Annotated in this window: 19 protein-coding genes; 9 read left to right on the top strand and 10 right to left on the bottom strand. The window is 66.1% G+C overall.

Annotated elements, in window-relative coordinates; all coding sequences use genetic code 11:
* Window positions 1-8: 8 nt before the first annotated feature.
* On the bottom strand, window positions 9-953 hold the full coding sequence (locus tag C491_RS20095) for an HhH-GPD family protein (RefSeq protein ID WP_005559721.1): 945 nt from the start codon (window positions 951-953) through the stop codon (window positions 9-11).
* Between the two features lie 122 nt (window positions 954-1075).
* Here C491_RS20095 and C491_RS20090 point away from each other — a divergent pair, with 122 nt between their 5' ends.
* Window positions 1076-1399, top strand: a complete 324-nt coding sequence (locus C491_RS20090; protein ID WP_005559719.1) for a hypothetical protein — start codon at window positions 1076-1078, stop codon at window positions 1397-1399.
* Window positions 1400-1421: 22 nt separating this feature from the next.
* On the opposite strand, the gene C491_RS20085 is transcribed toward C491_RS20090, so the two are convergent.
* Window positions 1422-4604, bottom strand: a complete 3183-nt coding sequence (locus C491_RS20085; RefSeq protein WP_005559717.1) for a PAS domain S-box protein — start codon at window positions 4602-4604, stop codon at window positions 1422-1424.
* Between the two features lie 52 nt (window positions 4605-4656).
* Window positions 4657-6561, bottom strand: a complete 1905-nt coding sequence (locus C491_RS20080; RefSeq protein WP_005559716.1) for a DHH family phosphoesterase — start codon at window positions 6559-6561, stop codon at window positions 4657-4659.
* A 104-nt stretch (window positions 6562-6665) separates the two neighbouring features.
* On the opposite strand from C491_RS20080, the gene C491_RS20075 reads away from it, so the two are divergent.
* From C491_RS20075 to C491_RS20065, 3 genes are all read left to right on the top strand, one after another.
* Entirely contained in the window at window positions 6666-7160 is a 495-nt protein-coding gene (locus C491_RS20075) for a Mov34/MPN/PAD-1 family protein (protein WP_005559715.1), read from the top strand.
* 82 nt (window positions 7161-7242) lie between these two features.
* Window positions 7243-7674 carry an adenylyltransferase/cytidyltransferase family protein gene (locus C491_RS20070; protein WP_005559713.1) on the top strand — a complete coding sequence of 144 codons (432 nt, stop codon included), beginning with the start codon at window positions 7243-7245 and terminating at the stop codon, window positions 7672-7674.
* 272 nt (window positions 7675-7946) lie between these two features.
* Complete coding sequence (locus C491_RS20065; protein WP_005559707.1) at window positions 7947-9320, top strand: YncE family protein; 1374 nt, start codon at window positions 7947-7949, stop codon at window positions 9318-9320.
* Between the two features lie 229 nt (window positions 9321-9549).
* On the opposite strand, the gene ilvD is transcribed toward C491_RS20065, so the two are convergent.
* Together ilvD and mobA are read right to left on the bottom strand one after the other, a co-directional pair.
* Window positions 9550-11289: a dihydroxy-acid dehydratase gene (gene ilvD, locus C491_RS20060; protein WP_005559703.1), complete on the bottom strand. Its 1740-nt coding sequence runs from the start codon at window positions 11287-11289 to the stop codon at window positions 9550-9552.
* Between the two features lie 200 nt (window positions 11290-11489).
* Window positions 11490-12131 (bottom strand): molybdenum cofactor guanylyltransferase, encoded by a 642-nt coding sequence (mobA, locus tag C491_RS20055; protein ID WP_005559701.1) that lies wholly within the window; start codon window positions 12129-12131, stop codon window positions 11490-11492.
* A gap of 198 nt (window positions 12132-12329) precedes the next feature.
* Here mobA and C491_RS20050 point away from each other — a divergent pair, with 198 nt between their 5' ends.
* The 3 genes from C491_RS20050 to C491_RS20040 all read left to right on the top strand — a co-directional run bounded on the left by C491_RS20050 (window position 12330) and on the right by C491_RS20040 (window position 16946).
* Window positions 12330-13490 carry a glutathione-independent formaldehyde dehydrogenase gene (locus C491_RS20050; RefSeq protein ID WP_005559693.1) on the top strand — a complete coding sequence of 387 codons (1161 nt, stop codon included), beginning with the start codon at window positions 12330-12332 and terminating at the stop codon, window positions 13488-13490.
* A 93-nt stretch (window positions 13491-13583) separates the two neighbouring features.
* Window positions 13584-15275, top strand: coding sequence for an ATP-dependent DNA ligase (locus C491_RS20045; RefSeq protein ID WP_005559691.1), 1692 nt, complete (start codon window positions 13584-13586; stop codon window positions 15273-15275).
* A gap of 681 nt (window positions 15276-15956) precedes the next feature.
* Window positions 15957-16946: an MBL fold metallo-hydrolase gene (locus C491_RS20040; protein ID WP_005559688.1), complete on the top strand. Its 990-nt coding sequence runs from the start codon at window positions 15957-15959 to the stop codon at window positions 16944-16946.
* Between the two features lie 32 nt (window positions 16947-16978).
* Here the strand turns inward: C491_RS20040 and C491_RS23450 are convergent, their stop codons facing one another.
* Window positions 16979-17146, bottom strand: a complete 168-nt coding sequence (locus C491_RS23450) for a hypothetical protein (RefSeq protein WP_005559686.1) — start codon at window positions 17144-17146, stop codon at window positions 16979-16981.
* A gap of 151 nt (window positions 17147-17297) precedes the next feature.
* On the opposite strand from C491_RS23450, the gene C491_RS23445 reads away from it, so the two are divergent.
* A complete protein-coding gene (locus C491_RS23445) occupies window positions 17298-17456 on the top strand; it encodes a hypothetical protein (protein WP_169331752.1) in 159 nt (52 codons plus the stop codon).
* Here C491_RS23445 and C491_RS20030 read toward each other — a convergent pair.
* On the bottom strand, window positions 17451-18632 hold the full coding sequence (locus tag C491_RS20030) for a CobW family GTP-binding protein (RefSeq protein ID WP_005559682.1): 1182 nt from the start codon (window positions 18630-18632) through the stop codon (window positions 17451-17453). The two genes, C491_RS23445 and C491_RS20030, sit on opposite strands and share 6 nt — an antisense overlap.
* Before the next feature lie 378 nt (window positions 18633-19010).
* On the opposite strand from C491_RS20030, the gene C491_RS20025 reads away from it, so the two are divergent.
* On the top strand, window positions 19011-19988 hold the full coding sequence (locus C491_RS20025) for a metallophosphoesterase family protein (RefSeq protein WP_005559680.1): 978 nt from the start codon (window positions 19011-19013) through the stop codon (window positions 19986-19988).
* A gap of 118 nt (window positions 19989-20106) precedes the next feature.
* Here the strand turns inward: C491_RS20025 and C491_RS20020 are convergent, their stop codons facing one another.
* Genes C491_RS20020 through pstB form a run of 3 tightly spaced genes read right to left on the bottom strand, consistent with a single transcriptional unit; the run spans window position 20107 to window position 22606 of the window.
* Entirely contained in the window at window positions 20107-21108 is a 1002-nt protein-coding gene (locus tag C491_RS20020) for a phosphate signaling complex PhoU family protein (RefSeq protein WP_005559678.1), read from the bottom strand.
* On the bottom strand, window positions 21108-21767 hold the full coding sequence (phoU, locus tag C491_RS20015) for a phosphate signaling complex protein PhoU (RefSeq protein ID WP_005559676.1): 660 nt from the start codon (window positions 21765-21767) through the stop codon (window positions 21108-21110). Before phoU ends, C491_RS20020 begins: the two co-directional genes overlap by 1 nt.
* A 2-nt stretch (window positions 21768-21769) precedes the next feature.
* Window positions 21770-22606 carry a phosphate ABC transporter ATP-binding protein PstB gene (gene pstB / locus C491_RS20010; protein WP_005559668.1) on the bottom strand — a complete coding sequence of 279 codons (837 nt, stop codon included), beginning with the start codon at window positions 22604-22606 and terminating at the stop codon, window positions 21770-21772.

Genomic DNA, 22606 nt, shown 5'->3' with positions numbered 1-22606 from the left:
CGAGGGGGCTACCGTGTGAGACGCGCGAGCGTCTCCCCGTTCCGTTTTTCGACCTCGACTAACCCGTCGTCCGCGAGATCCGACAGGAGCCCCTCGAGCCACGCCCGCCCGTACTCACCCTCGGGAACGTAGTCGACCCGGATCCGGTGGCCGAGTGCGTCCAGCTCGAGCTCGTCGTACTCCCGAAGCGTTCCGATCACGCGCCCACGGAACTGTCGGCGGCTCCCCTCGAAGCTGGGCTGGGTCGGGACGTCGGGGGCGGTGAAATCGCCCGTCGCGTAGGCCGAACACCACTCCCGCCAGGGGCAGCCAACTTCGTCACAGCGGGGCGTCTGTCGGCAGGCGACCCCGCCCAGCTCCATGATGGCGTTGTTCCAGACCCTCGAGCGACCCGCGGGCATCAACTCGTTGGCCCGCTCCTCGAAGGCCGAATCGTCGTCGGGAACGTCGAAGGCCCGGTACAGAACACGTTTGACGTTGGTGTCGACGACTGCGTTCCCGCTGTTGAACGCGAAGCTCGCGACCGCATTGGCAGTGTAGGGACCGACGCCCATCAGCTCCTGAAGCTCCTCGGGCGTCTCCGGAAACTCGCCGTCGTACTCCGCCTCGACCTGTCCGGCGGCCTCGTGGAGGTACTTCGCGCGGTTGTTGTAGCCGAGGCTGTGGTCGGTCCAGAAGCCGACGACGTCGGCCCGATCCGCGGCCGCCAGCTCGGCGGTGGTCGGCCAGCGCTCGAGGAAGTCCTCCCAGGCGTCAACGACCCGGTCGAGCTGGGTCTGCTGGCTCATCACCTCGCTGACGAGGATCTCGTAGGCGTCGTCGGTCTCGCGCCAGGGGTACGAGCGGTGGTCGGCCTCGTACCACGCGATCAGCGACTCGCGGACCGGCTCGAGGTCGTCGGGCACCGACGGCTCATCGGTCCCGGAGTCGACGTCGGCGTCGGCATCACTCATCGGCCGTTCTAGCGACTCCCCCGGCTTACGTCTACTGAATCGGCCTGCGATTCGAACGCGCTCGAGGAGTCTCGTCGGGCGAGCACGAAAGGTCTATCCGGCCCGCATGACTCCGCTCCCGTATGAGCCTCGACGATCTCAACGACGACGTACAGGAGTCCTACGCCGACGTCGGCGACGAGCTGTCCGTCGCCCTCGACCGCGAAACGAGAAACGAACTCGCCCTGCTCGAGTCGGCCCTCGAGCCCGAGGCGACCGACGAACTCGTCCGCCGGGCGATCCACATGCTGTTCCAGACGACCGTCGAGAGCGGCAAACTCGACTTCCAGCTGCGCTCGGGCTACGACGTCACCTACGACGAGTACCTCTCGGGGATGACCTACGACGAGATGACCGGCGCCGACCAGTATCCGAGCATGGACGACGAGCGACGCTACCAGTTTTAATCGACGAGCGCGAGCGGCGATCTCAGCGCTGCTGAGCCGGAAGCGTAACGGTGAACGTCGACCCCTCGCCGGACTCGGAGTCGACCCGGATCTCCCCGCCGTGGCGCTCGACGATCCGCTGACAGAGCGCGAGTCCGATCCCGGGTCCAGCGTGGTCGTCGACGGGATGGAGCCGTTCGAACACTTCGAAGACGCGATCGGATTCGCCGTCGGGGATCCCGATTCCCTCGTCGCTGACCGAGACGATCCACGTCTCGCCGTTCCGTTCGGCCTCGACCTCGATTTTCGGGGGTGTCTCGCCGCTGTACTCGATCGCGTTCTCGAGCAGATTCTGGAACAGCTGTCGGAGCTGGCTGGCGTCACCCTCGACGCGGGGCAAGGAGCCGACCGAAAGCACCGCGTCGCTTTCCTCGAGCCGGAGCTGGAGGTCGTCGCGTACGTCCTCGAGGACGTCCTCCAGGTCGACGGGCTCGAGGGGTTGGCCCTGGTTTTCGACCCGGGAGTACGCGAGTAGCCCGTCGATCATCTCGCGCATTCGGTCGGCGCCGTCGACGGCAAACGCGAGGAACTCCCGTCCGTCCTCGTCGAACTCCGTGGCGTAGCGGTCTTCGATCAGTCGAAGGTAGCTCGAGACCATCCGTAACGGCTCCTGGAGGTCGTGACTGGCGGCGTAGGCGAACTGCTCTAAGCGCTCGTTCGACTTCTCGAGGCGGTGGTTGGCTCGCTCGAGGCGCTCGTTCGTCCGCGCGAGTCGATCGTTCGTCTCCTCGAGTCGCTGCTGGTAGCGCTTGCGCTCGGTGATGTCGATGACGACTCCCTCGATGGTCTCGATGCTGCCGTCCTCGACGACCGCCCGCCCGGTCTCTTTGACCCACCGTTCGTCCCCGCCAGCGGTTTCGATCCGGTAGGTCGTCGAGAACGGCTCCCGATCGGAGACGTTCGTCTGGATTCGCTCCCAGAGCTTCCTGCGGTCCGCCGGGACGACGACGTCGGTTCCCCACTGCACGTCCCCCTGCTCGAGGACGGTCGAGCTGTACCCGGTCAGCTCCTCACAGCCGTCGCTGACGAACTCCATAGGCCAGCCGCGCTCGTTCCGACAGCGGTAGACCATCCCGGGAACGTTGCCCATCAGCCGTGAGAGTTCCTGCTCCCGCGCGCGAAGCTCCTGTTCGACCTTCCGCTGGTCAGTGACGTCGCTTGCGATCCCGACGATCCGGTAGACGTCGCCGTCGCTGTCGCGGATCGGAACCGCCCGATCCCGCACCCAGCGTACCTCGCCATCCGGGCGAACGACGCGGTACTCCTCGTCGTAGGTCCCCTCCCGTTGTTCGGGAAGGGCCTCGAGGACGCGGTCCCGATCCGCCGGATGGATCGCGTCGACGAACGACGCCGGGTCCTCGTACAGCGAGTCACGAGCCCGGCCCCAGACGTCCTCGTAGGCCGGGTTCACGTAGTGCATCTCGTCTTTCTCCGGGCTGCTCAGCCAGACCACCTCCGAAACGTTCTCCGTGACCTGGCGGAACTTCGCCTCGCTCTCCCGGAGGTCGGTTTCGATCTGCTTTCGCTCGGTGATGTCGACGAACGAAAACACTGCCCCCGATATCTCGCCGTCCTCACGCAGTGGCGTCCCGCTCACCGAGAGCCAGATCCGTCGTCCGTCGGCACGCTCGAGCCCGATCTCGAGGTCGTGGATCGTCTCGCCGTCGGAAAAGACCTGTCGGGTCGGAATTTCGTCGGGCGAAAACGGCTCTCCGTCAGGTTTCACGGGATCGAGTCCGGCCGTTCCGCCAGCGAGGTCCTCGAGCTCGTCGGCCGCGTACCCCGTGATCTCCTCGGCTCGTCGGTTCATCCGCTCGAACGAACCGTCGGGGCCGAGCGTGACGATTCCGGTCGGATTCGTCTCGATGATCCGGTCAGTGAGATCACGCTCCTCACGCAGGCGCCGTTCCCGCGCTTTCTGCTCCGAGATATCCCGGAAGTACACGGAGAGTCCCGTCTCCGAGGGGTAGACGTGGATCTCGAACCAGGTGTCGAGCGGGTCGGGGTAGTAGAGTTCGAACGAGGACGCCTCCTGGCGCTCCATGGCGCGTTCGTACTCCGTGCGGAGCTTCGAGTCGGCGGCCCACTCGAAGACGTCCCAGACGCGCTCGCCGACCAGTCCTCGATCCGTAACATCGATCAGCTCCGCCGCACGCTCGTTGACGTGTGTGAACCGCCACTCGGCGTCGAGCGCGTAGAAGGCGTCGGTCACCCGGTCCAGTATCTCCTCGAACTCGGTCTCGATTCGTTTCCGGTCGGTGACGTCGGTTAGCGCAAAGACCACGTCGGGACGGTCCGTGTCGTCCGTTCGCAACGGCGCGGCGTCGACCGAGAGCCAGACTCGCGTTCCGTCCGGGCGGGTCGCGCCGAGCTCAACGTCGGTGACCGGTTCGCCGGTCTCGAGGACCCGGTCGAACGGGAGGTCGTCGGTCGAGATCGGCTCTCCGTTCGCGTCGACGAGCCCCCAGCGCGGGTCGTCGTGGGCGACGTCGGCGATCTCTGTGCGACTCCGTCCGAGAATCTCCTCCGCTCGCTCGTTCGCGAACTGCAGCGTCCCGTCGGCGCCGACGACCGTAATCCCGACGGGGCTCCGTTCCAGAACCTCCCCCTTGCGGGTCCACTCCCCGCCGAGCTCGGCGTCCGCCTCGCCGGACGCGGACTCGAGCGCGCCAGCGAGGACGTTCGCGATCGTCCGCAGGGTCGCAGCGTCGTCCGCGTCGAACGCGTTCGGTACCGCGGCGCGAACCTCGAGGACGCCCCAGGGGTCGTCGGTGCCGACGGGCGCCCAGAGCCCGCTCCGGACGTCGCGTTCGAGCAGCCGATCAGGATACTCGCCTCCTCGATCCGCCAGGTCGTCAACGACGACGGAGTCGTCGTCCGTGACCGCCCGCACGAGCGGCGAGTCCCCGTGGTCGAGCGAGACCGTCGCCGACGCGTCGTCGTCGCTCGCACCCGTACTCCGACGACACACCGCGCGGTTCCCGCCGGGGAGTCGCTCGAAGAGCACCGAGGAGTCGGCCTCGAGCGCTCCCGCGGCGGCGTCGACGGCCGCGTCCAGCAGCTCCTCGGTATCCTCGGCCCGGAGCGCCAGCTCGGACAGCTCCGCGACGATCGCCTGCGAACTCTCCTGGCTGTCGAACGTCGTGTCGTCTCGGGACGAACTCATTCGATACGCAGCATCGCTTTTCACTTCGGAGTGATAAAGAGTGTGGCCGGTTTCAGTCGTCGATCAGCGCCGCACTCGAGAGGGCCTCGTCGATGTCGGCCTCGGCCATCTTCTCGATCAGGGCGTCGACGACCTCCTCGCGTTTGCCCTTGACGAACTTGATCGAGCCGACGACGAGGTGGCCGCCGCCGGAGACGCCGCCGCCGGGGATCTCCGCTTCGAGCTCCGAGACCATGTTCGGGATGTCGAGGCGAACGCCGTCGGAGCGGAGGACGGCGAAGTCGGGGCCGTAGCCGACCGTGATCACGGGGTCGCCGGTCTCCTCGATCTTGCGGTCGTGGATCTCGCCGGTGGTCTTGCCCGGTGCGGGGTAGGTAAAGCGGTGGGCGTAGTTCTCGACGTCGATCCCGTAGAGGTGGGCGCCGTTGTCGAGTTCCTCGTGTTCGACGTGGGGCATGGCGGCCTCGAGCTGTTCGTCGACCTCCTCGCGGGCGCGGTCGGCGAAGAACGACACCAGCTCGCGGTGGCGCTCCTCGTCGTCGCTGTCGACCTGGAGCAGGTCCTGGATCAGCTGATCGCCGGAGTTGTACCGGAGCCAGAAGGCGGCGTAGTCCAGCGCCTCGCTGACGTCCTTCAGGCGATCCTCGTCGTACCCCTCCTCGGCGGCGAGGGCGAGGTAGTCGTCCATCGCGTCGGCCTTCGAGCGATCGGAGAGACCGGCGACGGCAGGGATGTGGCGAAGCTCGTCGGTCATGTCCGGGTAGATCATCCGGGCGAGTTCGACACAGAGCATCCCCGTCGTGATGCGGTAGTCCTCGTCGTGGAGGTAGGGGTTGACGTGGGCGTCGAGCAGTCCGCCGACGGCGTCGGGGTCGGGGTGGTGGTGGTCGAGGGCAACGATCGGGATATCGTAGTGGGCCAGCGTCTCGTAGGCCGGCACGTCCTCGGCCGTCGAGCCGTTGTCGAGCATCAGGAGGAGGGGAAGCTGCTGGCCGTGTTTCTCTCGGTCCTCGAGCGCGAAGTTGAGGTCGCGCGTGGCGTCTTCCATCTCGTAGAATGGCGCCTTCGCGGGCAGTCGCTTGATGAGGTGTCGGGGGGCGTCCTCATCCTCGTGGACCTCGGCGATAAACCGCTCGAGGGCGATCTGGACGGGGACGGCGGCGCACATCCCGTCGCCGTCGGCGTGGTGGCGCACCCGGATGGGGCGTCCCTCGAGGACGGTTTGGCGAAGGAGCGTCGCGACCTCCTGCAGGTTGGGTCGGAGCTTCTCGAAGGCGGGCCAGTCGATCAGCGGCTCGACGTCGTGGGGCTCGGCGCGCTCCTCGAGGGCGGCCTCGAGCCGTTCGCGGGCCTGTTCGGCGTCCTCGCCCTCGAGTTTCGAGAGGCCGTCGACCTCGATCTGGACGGCGCCCTCGCGGTGTTCGGGCATCCCGGTGACCCGGATGACGTCGCCGACCTCGATGGCGGGGTAGGCGCGGACGCCAGCCTCCTCGAAGGCGGCGCAGGGAACGACGCCCTGCTCGTCGGCGACGTGGAAGATGGTCGGGCCGCCGGTCTGTTTGACCTGGACGACTTTCCCCTCGACGTGGATCTGGTCGCCGACGTTGGCCTCGAGACGGTTGGTGCCGGTCAGCGCGTAGTCGCGGGAAACCGATTCGAGGGTGTACTCCTCGATGTCGACGGGCTCGAACGCCATGTCGCCATTTTCACGGATCGACTCGAGCTCGACGACGAGCTCGTCGCCGACGGCGTAGGTGCCCTCGAGGACGGACTCGTGGACGAGTCCGGAGATCGAATCCGAGAGATCGACGAAGACGCCGTAGTCGACGATACCGTTGATCTCGGCCAGATACGGCCGGTCCTGTTCGAGGTCGTCTGCGGTGCAGTCGGCAGCGAGATCGTAGACGACGGAATCCCCGTCGTCCGCGCCGGAGTCTCCGGCGGGCTCAGCAGTCATCGTTGCCCGTTGTTTGGGACGGGCGCGTATAACCCTTGTTAAGCCTGCCGACCCGCTGGGTGGCCTTTCGGAACGTTTAGCAACCGGAAGCCCGGAGGAGGGGTATGGGGCTGTTCGACGCGCTGTTTCGCTCGAGCGAGGTCCTCGGCATCGCCGAGGAGACCCTCGAGTTCGCCATCGAGTCCTCCGAGGCGGCCCACCCCGACGAGTATATGGGGTTTCTGCGGGGCACCGAGGCTCGCGAGCTCGGACTCGAGCAGAGCGGGCTCGTCATCACGGACGTACTGGTCGTGCCGGGAACCGAATCGAACAGCGTCAGCGCGACGGTCCGGACGAGCCAGATCCCCAACGACGTGAAGGCGCTGGGGAGCGTCCACTCCCATCCTAACGGCGTGCTCCGTCCCAGCGGCGCGGATCTGGAGACGTTCGGCCGGGGGAGCGTTCACGTTATTATCGGCGCCCCCTACCGCCGAAGCGACTGGAAGGCCTTCGACTCACAGGGACGGCCGACGACGCTGAACGTGATCGACGTCGAACTTCCGGACAACGACGAGTTCTTCGATTTCACGCAGGCCGATATCGACGAGGATCTCTCATGACTCCGAACGCGACTCTCCCGCTCGAGACGACCGACGACTCGAACACCGATCGACGGCCGGCGACGGGGGCGGGATCGACGGTATGAGCCGCACCGTCATCGCGCAGGGAACGTTCGATATCCTCCACCCCGGACACGTCCACTACCTCGAGGAGGCCGCCGCCATGGGCGACGAGCTGTACGTGATCGTCGCCCGGAAGGCCAACGTCGATCACAAGGAGGCGCCAGTCTGTCCGGCGAGCCAGCGACGGGACGTCGTCGGCGCGCTCGAGGCCGTCGACGAGGCCCTGCTGGGCCACGAGGAGGACATCTTCGTCCCGATCGAGGAGATCGATCCCGACGTGATCGCGCTCGGTCACGACCAGCACCACGACGCCGACGCGATCCGAACGGCGCTCGAGGGACGCGGCGTCGACTGCGAGGTTCGCCGGGCAAGCGCGCGCGAGCCGGCGGCCGACGACGAGATCCTGTCGACGCGGCTGATTATTGATCGGATACTCGAACGGCGCGGTTGAGGCCGCTCGCGGGGAGAGAGCGATAGTTAGCTAACTGTGGGTGTGAAAAATATACTCTCGCTGAGGAACGTAGATAGCGGAAACATAATCCTGCTCTTCCCGTACCGAGTCGGCCGGCCCCGACGAAACGGTCGGTAGCTCGCGTCTCCGGCGTTCGGGCCCGTTCGAGTGAGACAAATCTTGCCTCTTCCTATGGTCCACAAATCCGAAATCTCGAGGTAGAGGGCCTGAAACCCGCAAACTTTTGAGGGCGGAGTACGGAGTATCTCGGTATGCAGACGAACTCCACTCGCAGACGGTTTCTCGCGGGAAGCACGACTGCGGGAATCGTCGCCGTCGCTGGCTGTCTCAGTGAGACGGACGGCGACGAGAGCGACGACCCGAACGGTGACGACGCCGACGACACCGAGGAGACCGACGACACGGCCGACTACGCCGACGCCGAGTACGAGGTCTGGGCGCTCGATCAGGGGACCGACAACATCCACATCTACGAACCCGGCGAGGGCGACGCCGAGTTCGATCTGAAGACGACGGTCGACCTGAACGAGCTCGAGGGCGTCCCGGAGGAGGGCGTCGTCCCGCACATGATCGACTTCAGCTCGGACTACGAGTACGCCGCTATCGCGTGTACGGCCGGCCAGCGCGTTCTCGTCTTCCGAACCGAGGGCTGCGAGCTCGTCGGCAACGTCGAGACCGGTCCCGGTTCGCACATGGCGATCTTCTCGCCCGACGACGAGTACATCCACGTCGACGTGATCGACGAGGAGGCGGTCGCCCGCGTCGACGCCGACCTCGAGAACGAGTCCTTCGAGGAGGTCGACCGCCTCGAACTGGCCGAGGACGAGACGGTCCAGGAGGCCGGCATCGAGTCGGCGAACCCGATCTGTCACCAGTTCGACGGGCAGGGACGATCGCTCCACACGCTCGGCCCGAGCTACCACGACGCCGGCGTCGTCATCGTCGACCACGACAGTTTCGAGGTCGAACGGGCCTACTCCGGCGACGAACTGCCGGCTAACTGCGGAACCATGCCCCACTTCGAGGACGGGAAGTTCTACCTCACCGCCGGGCTGCCGTCGGATCCCGACGAGGGCGAGGACGGCGTCGGCAAGTACTACGTCTACGACGTCGAGGAGGACGAGATCATCGTCGACGGCGAGAGCACGGAGGGCGTCGACGCCCACGGCTTCTGGTTCACTCCCGACGGCGAGGAGCTGTGGGTGCTGAACCGCGAGACCAACGACGGCGTCATCGTCGATCCGGAGACCGACGAGGTCGTCGAGGAGATCGAGGCCTTCGGGCCCGCCCAATCCGACGATCCCGAGGATCGCGACGCACCCGACATCATGTGGTCCTCGCCGGACGGCGAGTACATGTTCGTCACCCTGCGCGGTCCCGTCCCGCTGTCGGGCGATCCCCACGCCGCGACCGGCGTCACGCCAGGCTTCTCGGTGCTCGATATCGAGAGCCGCGAGATCGTCGACGTCGTCGAGCCGGATCCGATCGACGACTACGAGGAAGAGGAGCTACAGGCCGCACGGGACGAAGAGGAGGACGCACCCGCAATCCCGGACTTCCACGGACTGGGGGTTCGCGTGTTCAGTGACGGCGACAGCGAGATTCCGAACTCGCCACCGTTCTGATCGGCGCCGTTAGTTTTTGTTGACGCAGGGCGGCGGAAGCCGTATCGAGTCCACCGTGTGGCCGGTCTCGACGAAGTGCTCGATCGCCTTCCGCGAAACCTCCTGCTCGCTATCCCCGTCATCCGTACTCGCCTTCCAGTCACACTCGAGACAATACTTGTGCATCCCTCGCTCTGTTCGTAGTCGGGGACGGGACCGGGAAAGCCCCGTGCAGGAAATCGAAGGGAGGCTACTCCCGCTTGACGCCCGGATTGGTCACGGCGCCGTTCGACGCCGAGTCGAAGTCCCGGCCGTACTTCGCCAGCACACCGGCGTCGTAGGCCGGCTCCGGCTGGTCCCACTCTTCCCGTCGAGTTTCGAGTTCCTCGTCGCTGGCGTCGACTGCGAGGGTCCGCTCCGGAATGTCAATGGTGACCTCGTCGCCGTCCTCGAGCAGGCCGATCGGGCCGCCGACGGCGGCCTCGGGCGCGACGTGACCGATCATCGGACCCCGCGTCGCACCGGAGAATCGACCGTCCGTGATCAGCGCGACGTCGTCTTCGTGGCCGGCGCCGACGACCGCGGCGGTGACGCCGAGCATCTCGCGCATCCCCGGTCCACCCTGGGGACCCTCGTTGCGGATGACGATCACGTCGCCGCTCTCGATGTCCCCCTCCTGGACGTACCGCATGGCCTCCTCTTCGGTCTCGAAGATCCGGGCCGGCCCCTCGTGGTGGAACTGGTCCTCGCCGGTCGCCTTGAGGACGGCGCCGCCGGGGGCGAGGTTGCCCGTCAGGATCTTGATCGCGCCCTCTTCCTGTTTGGGCTCGTCGACGGTGTAGAGGAAGTCGGCCTCGATCTCCTCGTCGGCCGGGAGCCCGCGTTCGGCCTCGAGATGCTCGATCTCCTCGGCGATCGTTCGCCCCGTGACGGTCATGGCGTCGCCGTGGATCAGGTCCGCCTCGAGCAGTCGTCGGACGACAATCGGCACGCCGCCGAGCTCGTGGAGGTCGTTCATCACGCTGTTGCCGCCGGGCTGGAGGTCGGCGATCTTCGGGGTCCGTCGGGAGATCTCGTCGAAGTCCTCGATCTCGAGGTCGATCCCGGCCTCGCGAGCGAGCGCCAGCAGGTGGAGCACGCCGTTGGTCGAGCCGCCGATCGCGGTCTGGAGCGCGATGGCGTTCTCGAAGGACTCCCGTGTGAGGATGTCGGAGGGGCGCCGATCCGCCTCGACGACCTCGACGGCGAGTTCGCCCGCGCGCTCGGCGACGTCGTAGCGCTCCTCATCCTCCGCGGGCGGGGAGGCGCTGCCCAGTGGGGCGAGGCCGAGAGCCTCCGACACCGAGGCCATCGTGTTCGCGGTGAACATTCCGCCACAGGAGCCGGCGCCGGGACAGGCGCTGCGCTCGAGTTCGTCGAGTTCCTCGGCGTCCATCTCGCCGGTGCCGTAGGCGCCGACGCCCTCGAAGACCTGAACGATGGTGACGTCACGGCCCTCGTGCTCGCCGGGCATGATCGACCCGCCGTAGAGGAACACGGAGGGGAGATCGGTTCGGATCGCGGCCATCATCATGCCGGGCATGTTCTTGTCGCAGCCCCCGATCGTGACGAGCCCGTCCATGCGCTCGCCGAAGCTGACGAGTTCGACGCTGTCGGCGATCAGCTCACGGGAGATCAGCGACGCCTTCATCCCCTCGGTCCCCATCGAGATCGCGTCCGAAATCGTGATCGTGCCGAACTCGATTGGCATCCCGCCGGCGGTGTCGGCGCTCTCGAGAGCCGAGTCGGCGACGTCGTCCAGATGCACGTTGCACGGCGTGATGTCCGCAGCCGGGTTCGCCACGCCGATCATCGGCGAGGAGAGATCCTCGTCGTCGAACCCCATCGCTCGAAACATCGCACGGTGGGGGGCCTTCTCGGCGCCCTCGGTAACTTCGCTGCTCTGCAGGCGCTCGTCTTTCCCGTGGTCGAACCGATCGTCGCTGCTCATGGTCGGCCCTTGTCTCGAGGGGACATAAGTCACGCCTTCTCCTCAAGGGTTGCTGGCGATCGGGTGCCGGCTCCCGGGTTGGTCGAGGGTCATACTGTCGGGCGGAAGTCAGAGAGAAGTCGATCGCGAGTTCGCGGCCGTTGCCTCGGGAAACGGCCACAGTTGAGCGATCGATCTTCGAATAGTTCCGTCCGACAGTATCAGTGGCTCGGCGTCTCGAACCGGGTCGCCGCCTCCCGAAGCGCCTCCCGCGTATCGATGCTCTCGAAGGTATCCCCGCTCACCCCCTCGAGTTCGCCCTCGTCGACCACGACGACGTCGAGGTCCTCCACGGCCGCGAGAATCCGACCGTCCTCACCCTCGAGGGCGTCGGCGCAGGCCCGGGCCATCGGCTCGGTCCGGTAGACCGCCTGGGTCGTCTGGTACCAGCCGTCCTCGAGTTCGACGAGCGCCCCGTCGTGGCCCTGGGTGCGGTCGGCCAGCGCCTCGAGCAGGGTAGGGTCGACGAACGGCATGTCGCAGGCCACGACGGCGGCGTACTCTCGGGTGGCCGTCTCGAGTCCGACGGCGATCCCCGCGAGGGGTCCGCGGTCGGGTTCTGGATCGATCGCGAACGCGACGGGCTCGGGGAAGTCGACCATCGCCGCCTCGATCGCCTCCCGCTGGTCCTCGCGACAGTTGATTACGAGTTCGTCACAGACCGTCGCGAGCCGATCGGCGACCCGCCTGATCATCGGCGTTCCCGCGAGCTCCGCTACTGCCTTGTCGTCCTCGCCGAACCGGGTCGAGTAGCCGCCCGCGAGGACGACCCCCGACAGTGATCGCTGGGAGTGGGAACTCATAGTCGGCGCTTGGAGTGGGGAGCCGTAATACCTGTCGGGGACGCTGCGAAACCGACCGTTCGTCCGATCCGCTGCCCGCACCGGATGCTAGCTGAGGCACATAGATAATAATTATACACAAACCACGAACCAGTAATCACAGCAACATTTACCCCCCGAACCCGTGGCAAGTACTGTGGAGACAGATACCAAATGTCAATGAACGCTGTCGTCTATCAGGGACCGCACGAGGTAGCCGTCGAGGAAGTCGACGAGCCGGAGATCCAGCATCCGAACGACGTGATGGTCGACATCACGACGACCTGTATCTGCGGGTCGGACCTCCACATGTACGAGGGCCGGACCGCGGCGGAGGAGGGGATCGTTTTCGGCCACGAGAATATGGGGATCGTCAGCGAGGTCGGCGACGCCGTCTCGACCCTCGAGGAGGGCGACCGCGTCGTGATGCCCTTTAACGTCGCCTGTGGCTTCTGTCAGAACTGCGAGGACGGCTACACGGGCTTCTGTACGAACGTCAACCCGGGCTTTGCCGGCGGCGCCTACGGCTACGTCGCGATGGGGCCGTACAAGGGCGGCCAGGCCGAGAAACTTCGGGTCCCGTACGCCGACTTCAACGCCCTGAAACTGCCCGAGGGAGACGAACACGAGGACTCGTTCGCCTTGCTCGCGGACATCTTCCCGACGGGGTGGCACGGCACCCGACTGGCGGACCTCCAGCCCGGCGAGTCGATCGCCATCTACGGCGCCGGCCCGGTCGGTCTGATGGCCGCCTACAGCGCGAAGATCCAGGGCGCCTCGGAGATCTACGTCGTCGATCGGGTGCCGAGCCGCCTCGAGATGGCTGAAGACCACTGCGACGCTCATGCGATCAACTTCGAGGAGGGCGACCCCGTCGACCAGATCGTCGAGGCACACGGCGACCAGGTCGACAAGGGCGTCGACGCCGTCGGCTACCAGGCGATCGACCCCGAGACGGATCCGGGCGACGACGCCTACGACCCCGCCCGCGAGAACCCCGCGGTCGTACTCAACCAGCTGATCCAGACCGTGCGGCCGACCGGACAGCTCGGCATTCCGGGACTGTACGTCCCCTCCGATCCGGGTGGACCCGACGAGATGGCCCAGCAGGGCCGACTCGGCATCGACTTCGGGAAGCTCTTTGAGAAGGGTCACAAGTTCGGCACCGGGCAATGTAACGTCAAGCAGTACAACCGCCAGCTCCGCGACATGATCATCGAGGGCCGGGCGGACCCGAGCTGGGTCGTCTCTCACCGGGTCGACCTCGAGGAGGCCCCCGAGATGTACGAGCGCTTCGACGACCGCGAGGAGGGCGTCGTGAAGGTCTTACTCGAGCCCTGACGCGGACGGCCGCTAACTATTCTTTGCGCAATCTCCGCCCGCGAGCGTGCCGGCTGCGGAGTTTTACCGCTTCGCTGCCTACCTCAGTTGTTCATGCAGTACGCCGATCTCGTCGAGTCCTATCGCCGCATCGACGCGACCGCCTCGACCGACGAGAAGACCGCGATCGTCGCATCGGTCCTCGAGGCGGCGACGACCGACGAACTCGAGCGACTGTTGCCGCTATTTCGCGGGAAGGTAACGCCGGCGTACGAGGGGGCAGATCTCGGTATCTCCTCGAGTCTCACCCTGGAGGCGATCCGCAAGGCGACCGGCGTCGCCGAATCCGAGATCCGAACGACGTGGCACGAGACCGGGGACCTCGGCACCGCCGCGGCCGAGGCCGTCGCGAACCAGACCCAGCAGACGCTGTTTTCGACCGATCTGACCGTCGAGTCGGTTTTCGAGACGCTTCGGGACCTTCTCGAGTACGAGGGCGAGGGGAGCCAGCAGCGCCGCATCGACGCCGTCGCGAAGCTGCTCTCGAACGCCGAGCCCGAGGAGGCGCGCTACGTCGTTCGCACTGTCCTCGGCCACCTTCGGATCGGAATCGGCGAGGGGACGATCCGCGACGCCATCGCCCAGGCGGCCCTCGACGGGAGCGACGAGGCGACCGACGCCGTCGAGTACGCCTACCAGCTCACGAACGACTACCCGCTGGTCGCCCGAACGGCCCGCGAATCGGGCGTCAACGGCCTCCGTGACCTCGAGATCGAGCTGTTCCGGCCGCTGCAGGTGATGCTCGCCGATTCGGCCGACAGCGTCGAGGACGGGATCGACGCGGTTGCGACGAGCGACGGGCCGCTGCTGGCCGAGTACAAGTACGACGGCGTCAGGGTTCAGATTCACAAGGACGGCGACGAGGTGCGGGCCTTCACCCGCCGGCTCGAGGAGATCACCGAGCAGTTTCCCGACGTCGTCGAGAGCGTCCGTACGCGCGTCGCGGCCGACAGCTGCGTACTCGAGGGCGAGATCGTCGGCTACGATCCCGACACCGGGGCGCTGACGCCGTTCCAGGAGCTCTCGACCCGGATCACTCGAGAACACGATATCGAGGCGGCAGCCGAGGAGACGCCGGTCGTCGTCTACCTCTTCGACCTGCTCTCGCTCGAGGGCGAGTCGCTGCTCGAGGAATCGCTCGACGAGCGCCTCGCTCGCCTCGATTCCGTCCTCGAGCCCGAGGAGTGGGCGATCGAACCGACACAGCACGTTCGCTTCGATCCCGCCGATCCCGAGCTGGCCCGCGAGCTCTACGCGGACGCCCTCGCCGCCGGCCACGAGGGGCTAATGTGCAAGAACCTCGAAGTGCCGTACCAGCCGGGTCGGCGCGTCGGCTACATGCTGAAGGTCAAGCCGACGATGGAGCCCCTCGACGTCGTCGTCACCCGCGGAAAGTACAGCGAGGGCCGCCGGAAGGGCAAACTCGGTCGGCTCTACCTCGCCTGTCGCGACACCGAACACGACGAACTCAACGAGGTCGGCCGGCTGGCGACGGGGTACACCGACGAACAGCTCGCCGCCCTCACCGACGCCCTCGAGCCGCTGATCACCGAGACCGACGGTCGCGACGTGAACGTTCGCCCGGAGGTCGTCCTCGAGGTCGAGTACGAGGAGATCCAGTCCTCGCCGACGTACGACTCGGGCTACGCGCTGCGATTTCCCCGATTCGTGCGCCGGCGGGAGGAACTCTCGGTGTCGGACGTCGACACGCTCGAGCGGGTCGAGGCGCTGTTCGAGGCCCAGTAGCGACTCCTCACCCTTCGCCCGAGACTTTCACTTACACTACGGTTGGCGACGGTTTATCCGACCGTCGCCCGTTACTACGAGACGTCCCAGTTCGACGGTAAGCGACCGGTCCTGGCGCGGAATTCGGGTTAGCTGTATCGCCGGGCCGAGTGACAACGCCCGCGCTCACTACGTCCGCGACGCCCCATCACGAGTCGTCGACGACGGCGACCGAAGGAACGCCGATGCCGTGATCTCACACCTCAAAAATGAACGAGCTCGACCCCGATCCGACCGACCGTATCGACGCCGCCGCCTCGAACCGCCGCCCGCTCGCGGACGGCGAAACGCTGGTCCACGATCATCCGTTCGGAGCTGAGCACTAATGTTCGACCTCGGCATCGTTCTGATCGTCGTCGGACTCTGTCTGATGCTCGCGTCCGGACTGCTCGCCCCGATTATTAGATCCGGCTTCGAGCAGGACTCCGGAGGCGTCGACTGGTGACCGTCGGCTGGCGTTCGCCGCTCGGCGGCCCTCGCTACGACGGACCGGGGCTCGGCGAGCCAGCACGCGAGGAGTGTCGTCTCGAGGGTCGTAACCGAGAGGCGTCGACGGATCGTAGACAGGTCATGGATGTGGACGTCGCGACCGAGTGCAAGCACGCCGCCCATCACCGTCTCGGCCGTACTGCGGGATAGCACATGCGTCGAGTTCGCCTCGGAGACGGGATCCGGTTCGATCTGACGAACGGCGAGACCGTCGTCTGCGACGGCGAGCGCTCGAGCGACGGGATTCGCGTGCTGAGCCACGCCCACGGCGACCACCTCTATCGGGAGGACCCGGGCGCCGTGATCTGCTCGGACGTGACGGCGGCGCTCGCGCGGACTCGGCGCGAGGACACCCCGCTCGAGCGAACAACCCACCCCGCCGTCGACCTTCACGACGCCGGTCACGTTCCAGGTTCGCGGGCGACCCACATCACGGATCCCGACGGGACGACCTACTGCTACACCGGCGACTGCTCGACGCGGGATCGGTTCTACCTCGAGGGGTTCGACCCCAACTCCGTCGACGCCGACGTGCTCGTGATCGAGGCGACCTACGGCGAGCCCGAGTACGTCCTGCCGCCCCAGGAGACCGTCGAGGCCGAGATCGTCGACTGGCTCGAGGACACCGACGATCGTCCGGTGCTCCTGTTCGGTTACACGCTCGGCCGGGTCCAGGAGCTGCAGCTTCTGGTGAATCGATCCTCACGGGATCGACTGTTCGTCACGCAGGCGACCGAGCGAATCAACGCGGTCGTCGAGGACCACTACGACATCGACTTCGGCGCACGGCGCTACCGCGACGAGACGGAACTCGGCGCCGGCGACGCGTTGATCCTCCCCTCCCAGACGAGCAAGCTCTCGTTCGTCGACGCGCTGGTCCGCGACGCCGACGCGATCAAGGCCGGGTTCTCCGGGTGGGCGATCAACGACAGCTTTCAGTACCGCGGAGACTACGACGCGACGTTTCCGCTGTCCGATCACTGTGATTTCACCGAACTCGTCGACGTCGTTCGCGGCGTCGACCCCGACGTCGTCTACACCCAGCACGGCTCCGCCGCGGAGCTCGCGACGCATCTCGAGACGGTCGAGGGCTACGAGGCGTACCCGCTGGTCCGTAACCAGCGCTCGCTCGGCGACTTCTGAGTCGGTCGGAAAACGCGTGCCGAGGACGGACGCTATCGTCGAAGCCAGATCCGCGGGTGTTCTTCGCGGAGATGATCCTGGTAGCGTTCGATCAGGGCGGGGTAGGTGTCGTCGACAGCGTGCCACTCGCAGTGGTCACAGGAGCGTTCGACGACGTCGGTCGTGCTGGCGACGTAGGCACCGTTTCGGTTCGTGTTCATTGTCGGTGATCCGGCGGCGGGCCGTCGGATACCCGCTCTCGACGATACACCGGTATGGCTCTGTTGGATCGGGGGCCGGTTTCAGCGTCAGTGATAGGTTTTCGTGGCGGCGACGGAAAGGCGTATGTCGGCGTCGGTACTACCCGTCTCCGTGTGCAAGTACTGTAACTACTCGTTCACCGACGGCTGGGGCCAGCTGCTCGAGTACGACGACGTCTACCAGAACGCCCTCCCCGAGTCGGTGACAACACAGTCGACCCACGGCTTCCACGAGTCCTGGGACGAGCTCAGCGACGAGCTCGAGTCATAGCGGAAACGGGTCGGCCCAGCTCTCGGCTCCGTCGCGTTCGTCCGGATCGACGAGCATCGACTCGAGCTCCTCGCGAATCCGCTCCTCGTCCATCTCGCGGCCGATGAACACGAGCTGCGTTCGCCGGTCGTCGTCGGGCCGCCACTCGCCGATCGGTCCCGCCTGCACCGCGGGGCCGGCCTGACTGAGCCCGATCACCTCCTCGCGGCCGGCGACGTGACAGATCCCCTTTGCGCGGATGATCGAGCCGTCCCACTCCTCGAGCCACTCGCCGAATTCGTCGGGTCGGAACGGGTCGTCAGCCCGGAAGACGAACGAGGAGACGCCGTGGAGGTCGGCGGCGGAGTGGCCAGGGCCGTGGTCGTGATCCTCGTGATCGTGATCGTGCATCGCATCCGCTTTCCCGTGCTCGTGTTCCGCTTCTGCGTCCCCGTGCTCGTGGCTCTCGCCGCGCAGCTCCCGTTTCCACCCCTGGGAGCGCTTCGCGTCCTCAAAGTCGAACCGCCCCGTCCCCAGCACGAGGTCGGGGTCGATCTCGGAATACGTCGTTCGCACCCGTTCGGCCCGCGGCTGAAGCCGATCGACGACGGTCTCGATCTCCTCGAGGACGTCGTCGGGAACCATGTCGGTCTTGTTCAACAGGAGGACGTCGCAGAACTCGACTCCCTCGACGAGCACCTCGCTCAGCGGCCGCTCTTCGTCGGGCTGGGCGCCCTCGGGGAGCGTCGCGCCCGCGTCGAACTCCTTCCAGAAGCCGTAGGTGTCGAGGACGGTCACCATCGTATCGAGCCGGAACCGCTCGGTCGGATCGATCTCGCTTTCCTCGGTGCCCTCGAGAAACACCCGCGCTACCGGAATCGGCTCGCTGATCCCCGACGATTCGACGAGCAGGTAGTCGAACTCGCGGCTCTCGGCGAGCCGACGGGCCTCCTCGAGCAGGTCGCCCTGTAGCCGACAACAGATACAGCCGTTCGAGAGGTCGATCACCCCCTCCTCTTCGTTCTCGCGGGCGATCAGGTCCGCATCGATGTTCACCTCGCCCATGTCGTTGACGATCACCGCGATCTCGTGTCCCGCCTCGTTCGTGAGCAGGTGGTTGACGAGCGTCGTCTTGCCGGCACCGAGATAGCCGCTGACGATCGTCACCGGGATCCGATCGTCGTCTGGTCCTGTCATAGCGTACCGTACAGCACGGAATCCGACTACTAAACGCCCTTGGGTCGGGCTCGGTCCGATCCGACTGCCGTCGCGATTTCGGCACGTATCGAGACGAGGAACGACATACTGTCGTCTATTCGGAAAAACGGAAACCGACGGCATCTACTGAGTTCACCCGAGTGCTCCGGAGGAATCTGGCGGCCCCGGTTGTCGACACGTACGCGAGGGTATCGCCCGTCTCGTCACCGCAGAACGACGTACTACTAATATAACTGTTCTTTATGCTCGGCGTCGCGTGCTGTGGTATGCACTCGTCCGTCCGTACGACGCAGGGAAGGACTCGAAACACACAGCGACCGGGCGGGAGTGCCGTGCCGATCGGTCGGGAGGACTGCAATGAGCGATAACTGCCTGTCGGCTGTCGGCGACCGCGTCCTCCTCGGTCGCCTCGACTATCCGCGAACCCACCGGGCTCGGCGAATCGCCGTCGTCGGCGACCCACATGTCGCGACTCGAGCGTCGGGGACCTACCGCGTCTTTCACCGGACCGAGCAGCGACTTCGGGCCGTGATCGACGACGTCAACGATCGGGACGTCGATCTCGTGGTGTTCCCCGGCGATCTCACGAAAGACGGCGAGCCGTGGAACTACGACCGGGTCGACCTCCTCCTCGAGGACCTTACGGTGCCCTTTCTGGCGACGCCAGGGAACCACGATCTTCAAAAGCAGGGAGACGACCACCGCTGTCCGTCGACGACGACGTTCGCGGAACGATACGCCGGGGGATCGCTTCCGGCCCGCTACGATCTCGACGGGCTCGATCTCTTCGTCCTGAACAGCGCAGCGGGTCGGAACGGACCCTACACCGGGACCCACCGCGGCCGGATCTCCGACGACCAGCTCGAGTGGCTCGACGAGGGGCTTCGGGACGCGTCGATGCCCGTCGTCGTGTGCCATCACAACCCGATCCCGCTGGTCAGCGAGCCGCTCTGTGAGACGGACACCTGGAAGTGGTTCACGATGAGCGAACGGGATCGATTCCAGTCGATCCTCGAGAGCCACGGCGTCGGACTCGTCGTCTCCGGTCACCACCACCTTCCGTCGCTCGTGAAACGCGGCGGCGTCCGACAGCTCATCGCGCCGGCGGTCGCCTCCTACCCGCAGGCGTACTGTCTGCTCGAGATCGATGCGACCGGGACGAACGTCTGGCTGATCTCTCACGCCGACGAGACGGGACGAGACGAGGCGTACCAGCTCATGACCGAGGGGCCGGCGTTTCGCCGGACGCTGCTGGGGATCACCGAGACGACGATCCAGGATGCACCGATGCTGTACGAGCCGCCGCGGATCGCCGGGGCGCCGCTGACGGACTGATCGCTGCGAACGCGGATCAACTCGAGTCCGTCGTCCGTGTCTGTACGCTACAGTCGTCGAGGAAGTGTTTCGGAGTTGGGCCCGCACCGTGCGAGAGACGACTCTCCGCCGAGAACCCTCACGCGTCGATCGCCGACTCGGCCATTACGTCGACGACGTTGCCGGCGATCGCGGCCGTTCGACGAACGCTCTCGAGCGCCGTTCCGTAGGCGTACGCGTCCGGATCGGTACTCTCGCGGAGCGTCGCGTCCAGTTCGGCGACTGTCTCGGAGACCTCGTCGACGGTCGCCGTCGCGTGTTCGATCTCCCCGGCGAGCGCGAGTTCGAGCGCTCGTCGCGCGTTCGCCCCCGCGAGCTCGAGCGGATTCCCGACGTCCTCGGCCGGCGGCCCGGACTGCTGTACGGCGACGCTCGCGATCCGCTCGGCGTGGTCGGCGACGCGTTCGAGCTGTCGGGCCACCCGATAGTCGCGAAACGCCGAGGTCCGGTCGGTGCCGAGCCGGTTGATCTCGTGGACGTCCTCGAGCCCGCGATGAAAGCCCCGGCTCACGAACGCGAACAGTCGGTCGACCTCGTCGTCGCGATCGATCACCCGGCGGGCGAGTTCCTCGTCGTCCTCGACCAGGGCCTCGAGGGCGTCGGCGTGCATCTCGAGGGCGAGCAGGCGTGTCTGGAGAAGCGTCTGTGGCAGCGAGACGTCGTCGACGTCGAGCAGGTCCTGGACGACGAGTCGGTCGCCGGTATCCTCGAGGATCTCGACGCCGACGAGACGTCCGACTGTCCGGTCGAGGTCGCGTCGCCGCTCGGGATCGAGTCCGTCGGAACCGACGACGGTGATTCGATCGCAGCCGACGGCGTACGCCGCGCGGACGCGTCGAACGATCGTCTCGTCGCCGACTGCCGTCGCATCGATCGTCGCACACCGATCCTGGTCTGGGATCGACTCGGCGGAGGCGACGACGCGGTCTTCGTGAGGATACAGATGCATCGACATCCCCGACTCGAGATCCTGTTCGAGCGCCCACTCCTTGGGCAGCGAGATGACGAACGTGGAGTTGCCAGCCAGCTGGACCTTCCGTTCGACTGGTTCCCAGCCGGTCGTCGATCGATACTGGCTCATCAGTAGATCAGTTCGTCGTCGTTGTCGACCATGTACAGCGTTCGCGCGGCGATGTTGACTGCGTGGTCGCCGACGCGCTCGAGATCCCGGATCGTCAACAGCGTTCGGGAGACGTCCTCGAGCAGCGATTCGTCGCCGACCTCCGTCGCGAGGAGGTCCTCGACGACGAGCTCGCTCGCCCGCTTACAGCGCGCGTCGACCTCGTCGTCGGCCGCCGCAACGTCGTACGTCGACGGGGTGTCGTCGGTCGCGTAGGCCTCGATGGCGTCCTCGACCATCCCGACCGTCTGCTCGCCGATCGCCGAGATATCGATATCCGGATACCGGCTCCCCTGGCCGCGATCGGCGTACTCGGCGATGTTTACGGCGAGGTCGCCGATCCGCTCGAGATCGGTGATGATCTTGAACGAAGCGGCGATAAATCGCAGATCCCCTGCGACGGGCTGTTGAAGCGCGATCAGTTCGATGCAGCGTTGCTCGAGCTCGAGGTACAGCTCGTTGAGCTCGTGGTCGCCCTCGATGACGTTCTCAGCGAGGTTGACGTCCCGCCGTTCGTAGGCCTCGAGCGCCCGCCGGAGACGGTGACAGGCGAGGTCGGACATCTCCACGACGTTCGTGCGAAGCGCCTCGAGCTGCCGTTGGTAATCCGTTCGTGACATGGTTAGCCGAACTTGCCGGTGATGTAGTCTTCGACCCGTTCGTCCGCGGGGTCCTCGAAGATCGTGGCGGTGTCGTCGAACTCGACGAGTTCGCCCCCGGTGAGGAAGACGGCGGTCTTATCGGAGATGCGGGCCGCCTGTTGCATGTTGTGGGTAACGATGATGACGGTGTACTCCTCGACGAGTTCGTCGATGAGGTCCTCGACTTTCGACGCGGCGACGGGATCGAGCGCCGACGTCGGTTCGTCCATCAGGAGAACTTCCGGGTCCGGAGCGATCGCGCGAGCGATACAGAGCCGCTGTTGCTGACCGCCGGAGAGGTCGAGCCCGCTCGAGTCGAGTTGGTCGCCCACCTCGTCCCAGAGGGCCGCACCGCGCAGCGCTCGCTCGACGCGCTCGTCGACCCCCTCGGTCTTTCCCTGGACGTTCAGCCCGTAGGCGACGTTGTCCCGGATCGATTTCGGGAAGGGATTCGGCTTCTGGAAGACCATCCCGATCTTCCGGCGCAGCGCGACGGGATCGACGTCGTCGTCGTAGACGTTCTTGTCGTGGAAGTCGAGTTCGCCGCTGACGCGACAGGCGTCGATCTGGTCGTTCATTCGGTTGACACACCGAAGGAACGTCGACTTTCCACAGCCGGAGGGACCGATGATCGCGGTCACCTGCCGTTCGGGAATCTCGATATCGATTCCATCTAGGGCCTGCTCGTCGCCGTAGTAGACGTCGATATCGGTGGCCTCGACGACGGTTTCGGGGGACGCCGGCTGGTCGTGAGTTCTGTCGACCGATACCTCCGTCGAAATCAGCGATTCGGTGTCGTTCGTGGTGTTACTTGCCAT

It is taken from the genome of Natronococcus amylolyticus DSM 10524, from assembly GCF_000337675.1.
GTDB lineage: Archaea > Halobacteriota > Halobacteria > Halobacteriales > Natrialbaceae > Natronococcus > Natronococcus amylolyticus.
This window is presented reverse-complemented; position numbering and strand designations above follow the sequence as displayed.

Coding starts and splice junctions, on each gene's coding strand:
- C491_RS20020 (WP_005559678.1), bottom strand. CDS start 21,108: ATGAGCCAGTATCGATCGACGACCGGCTGGGAACCAGTCGAACGGAAG.
- C491_RS20040 (WP_005559688.1), top strand. CDS start 15,957: ATGCGTCGAGTTCGCCTCGGAGACGGGATCCGGTTCGATCTGACGAAC.
- mobA (WP_005559701.1), bottom strand. CDS start 12,131: ATGAGTTCCCACTCCCAGCGATCACTGTCGGGGGTCGTCCTCGCGGGC.
- ilvD (WP_005559703.1), bottom strand. CDS start 11,289: ATGAGCAGCGACGATCGGTTCGACCACGGGAAAGACGAGCGCCTGCAG.
- C491_RS20025 (WP_005559680.1), top strand. CDS start 19,011: ATGAGCGATAACTGCCTGTCGGCTGTCGGCGACCGCGTCCTCCTCGGT.
- C491_RS20095 (WP_005559721.1), bottom strand. CDS start 953: ATGAGTGATGCCGACGCCGACGTCGACTCCGGGACCGATGAGCCGTCG.
- phoU (WP_005559676.1), bottom strand. CDS start 21,767: ATGTCACGAACGGATTACCAACGGCAGCTCGAGGCGCTTCGCACGAAC.
- C491_RS20085 (WP_005559717.1), bottom strand. CDS start 4,604: ATGAGTTCGTCCCGAGACGACACGACGTTCGACAGCCAGGAGAGTTCG.
- C491_RS20045 (WP_005559691.1), top strand. CDS start 13,584: ATGCAGTACGCCGATCTCGTCGAGTCCTATCGCCGCATCGACGCGACC.
- C491_RS20030 (WP_005559682.1), bottom strand. CDS start 18,632: ATGACAGGACCAGACGACGATCGGATCCCGGTGACGATCGTCAGCGGC.
- C491_RS20090 (WP_005559719.1), top strand. CDS start 1,076: ATGAGCCTCGACGATCTCAACGACGACGTACAGGAGTCCTACGCCGAC.
- C491_RS20080 (WP_005559716.1), bottom strand. CDS start 6,561: ATGACTGCTGAGCCCGCCGGAGACTCCGGCGCGGACGACGGGGATTCC.
- C491_RS20050 (WP_005559693.1), top strand. CDS start 12,330: ATGAACGCTGTCGTCTATCAGGGACCGCACGAGGTAGCCGTCGAGGAA.
- C491_RS20075 (WP_005559715.1), top strand. CDS start 6,666: ATGGGGCTGTTCGACGCGCTGTTTCGCTCGAGCGAGGTCCTCGGCATC.
- C491_RS20065 (WP_005559707.1), top strand. CDS start 7,947: ATGCAGACGAACTCCACTCGCAGACGGTTTCTCGCGGGAAGCACGACT.
- pstB (WP_005559668.1), bottom strand. CDS start 22,606: ATGGCAAGTAACACCACGAACGACACCGAATCGCTGATTTCGACGGAG.
- C491_RS23450 (WP_005559686.1), bottom strand. CDS start 17,146: ATGAACACGAACCGAAACGGTGCCTACGTCGCCAGCACGACCGACGTC.
- C491_RS20070 (WP_005559713.1), top strand. CDS start 7,243: ATGAGCCGCACCGTCATCGCGCAGGGAACGTTCGATATCCTCCACCCC.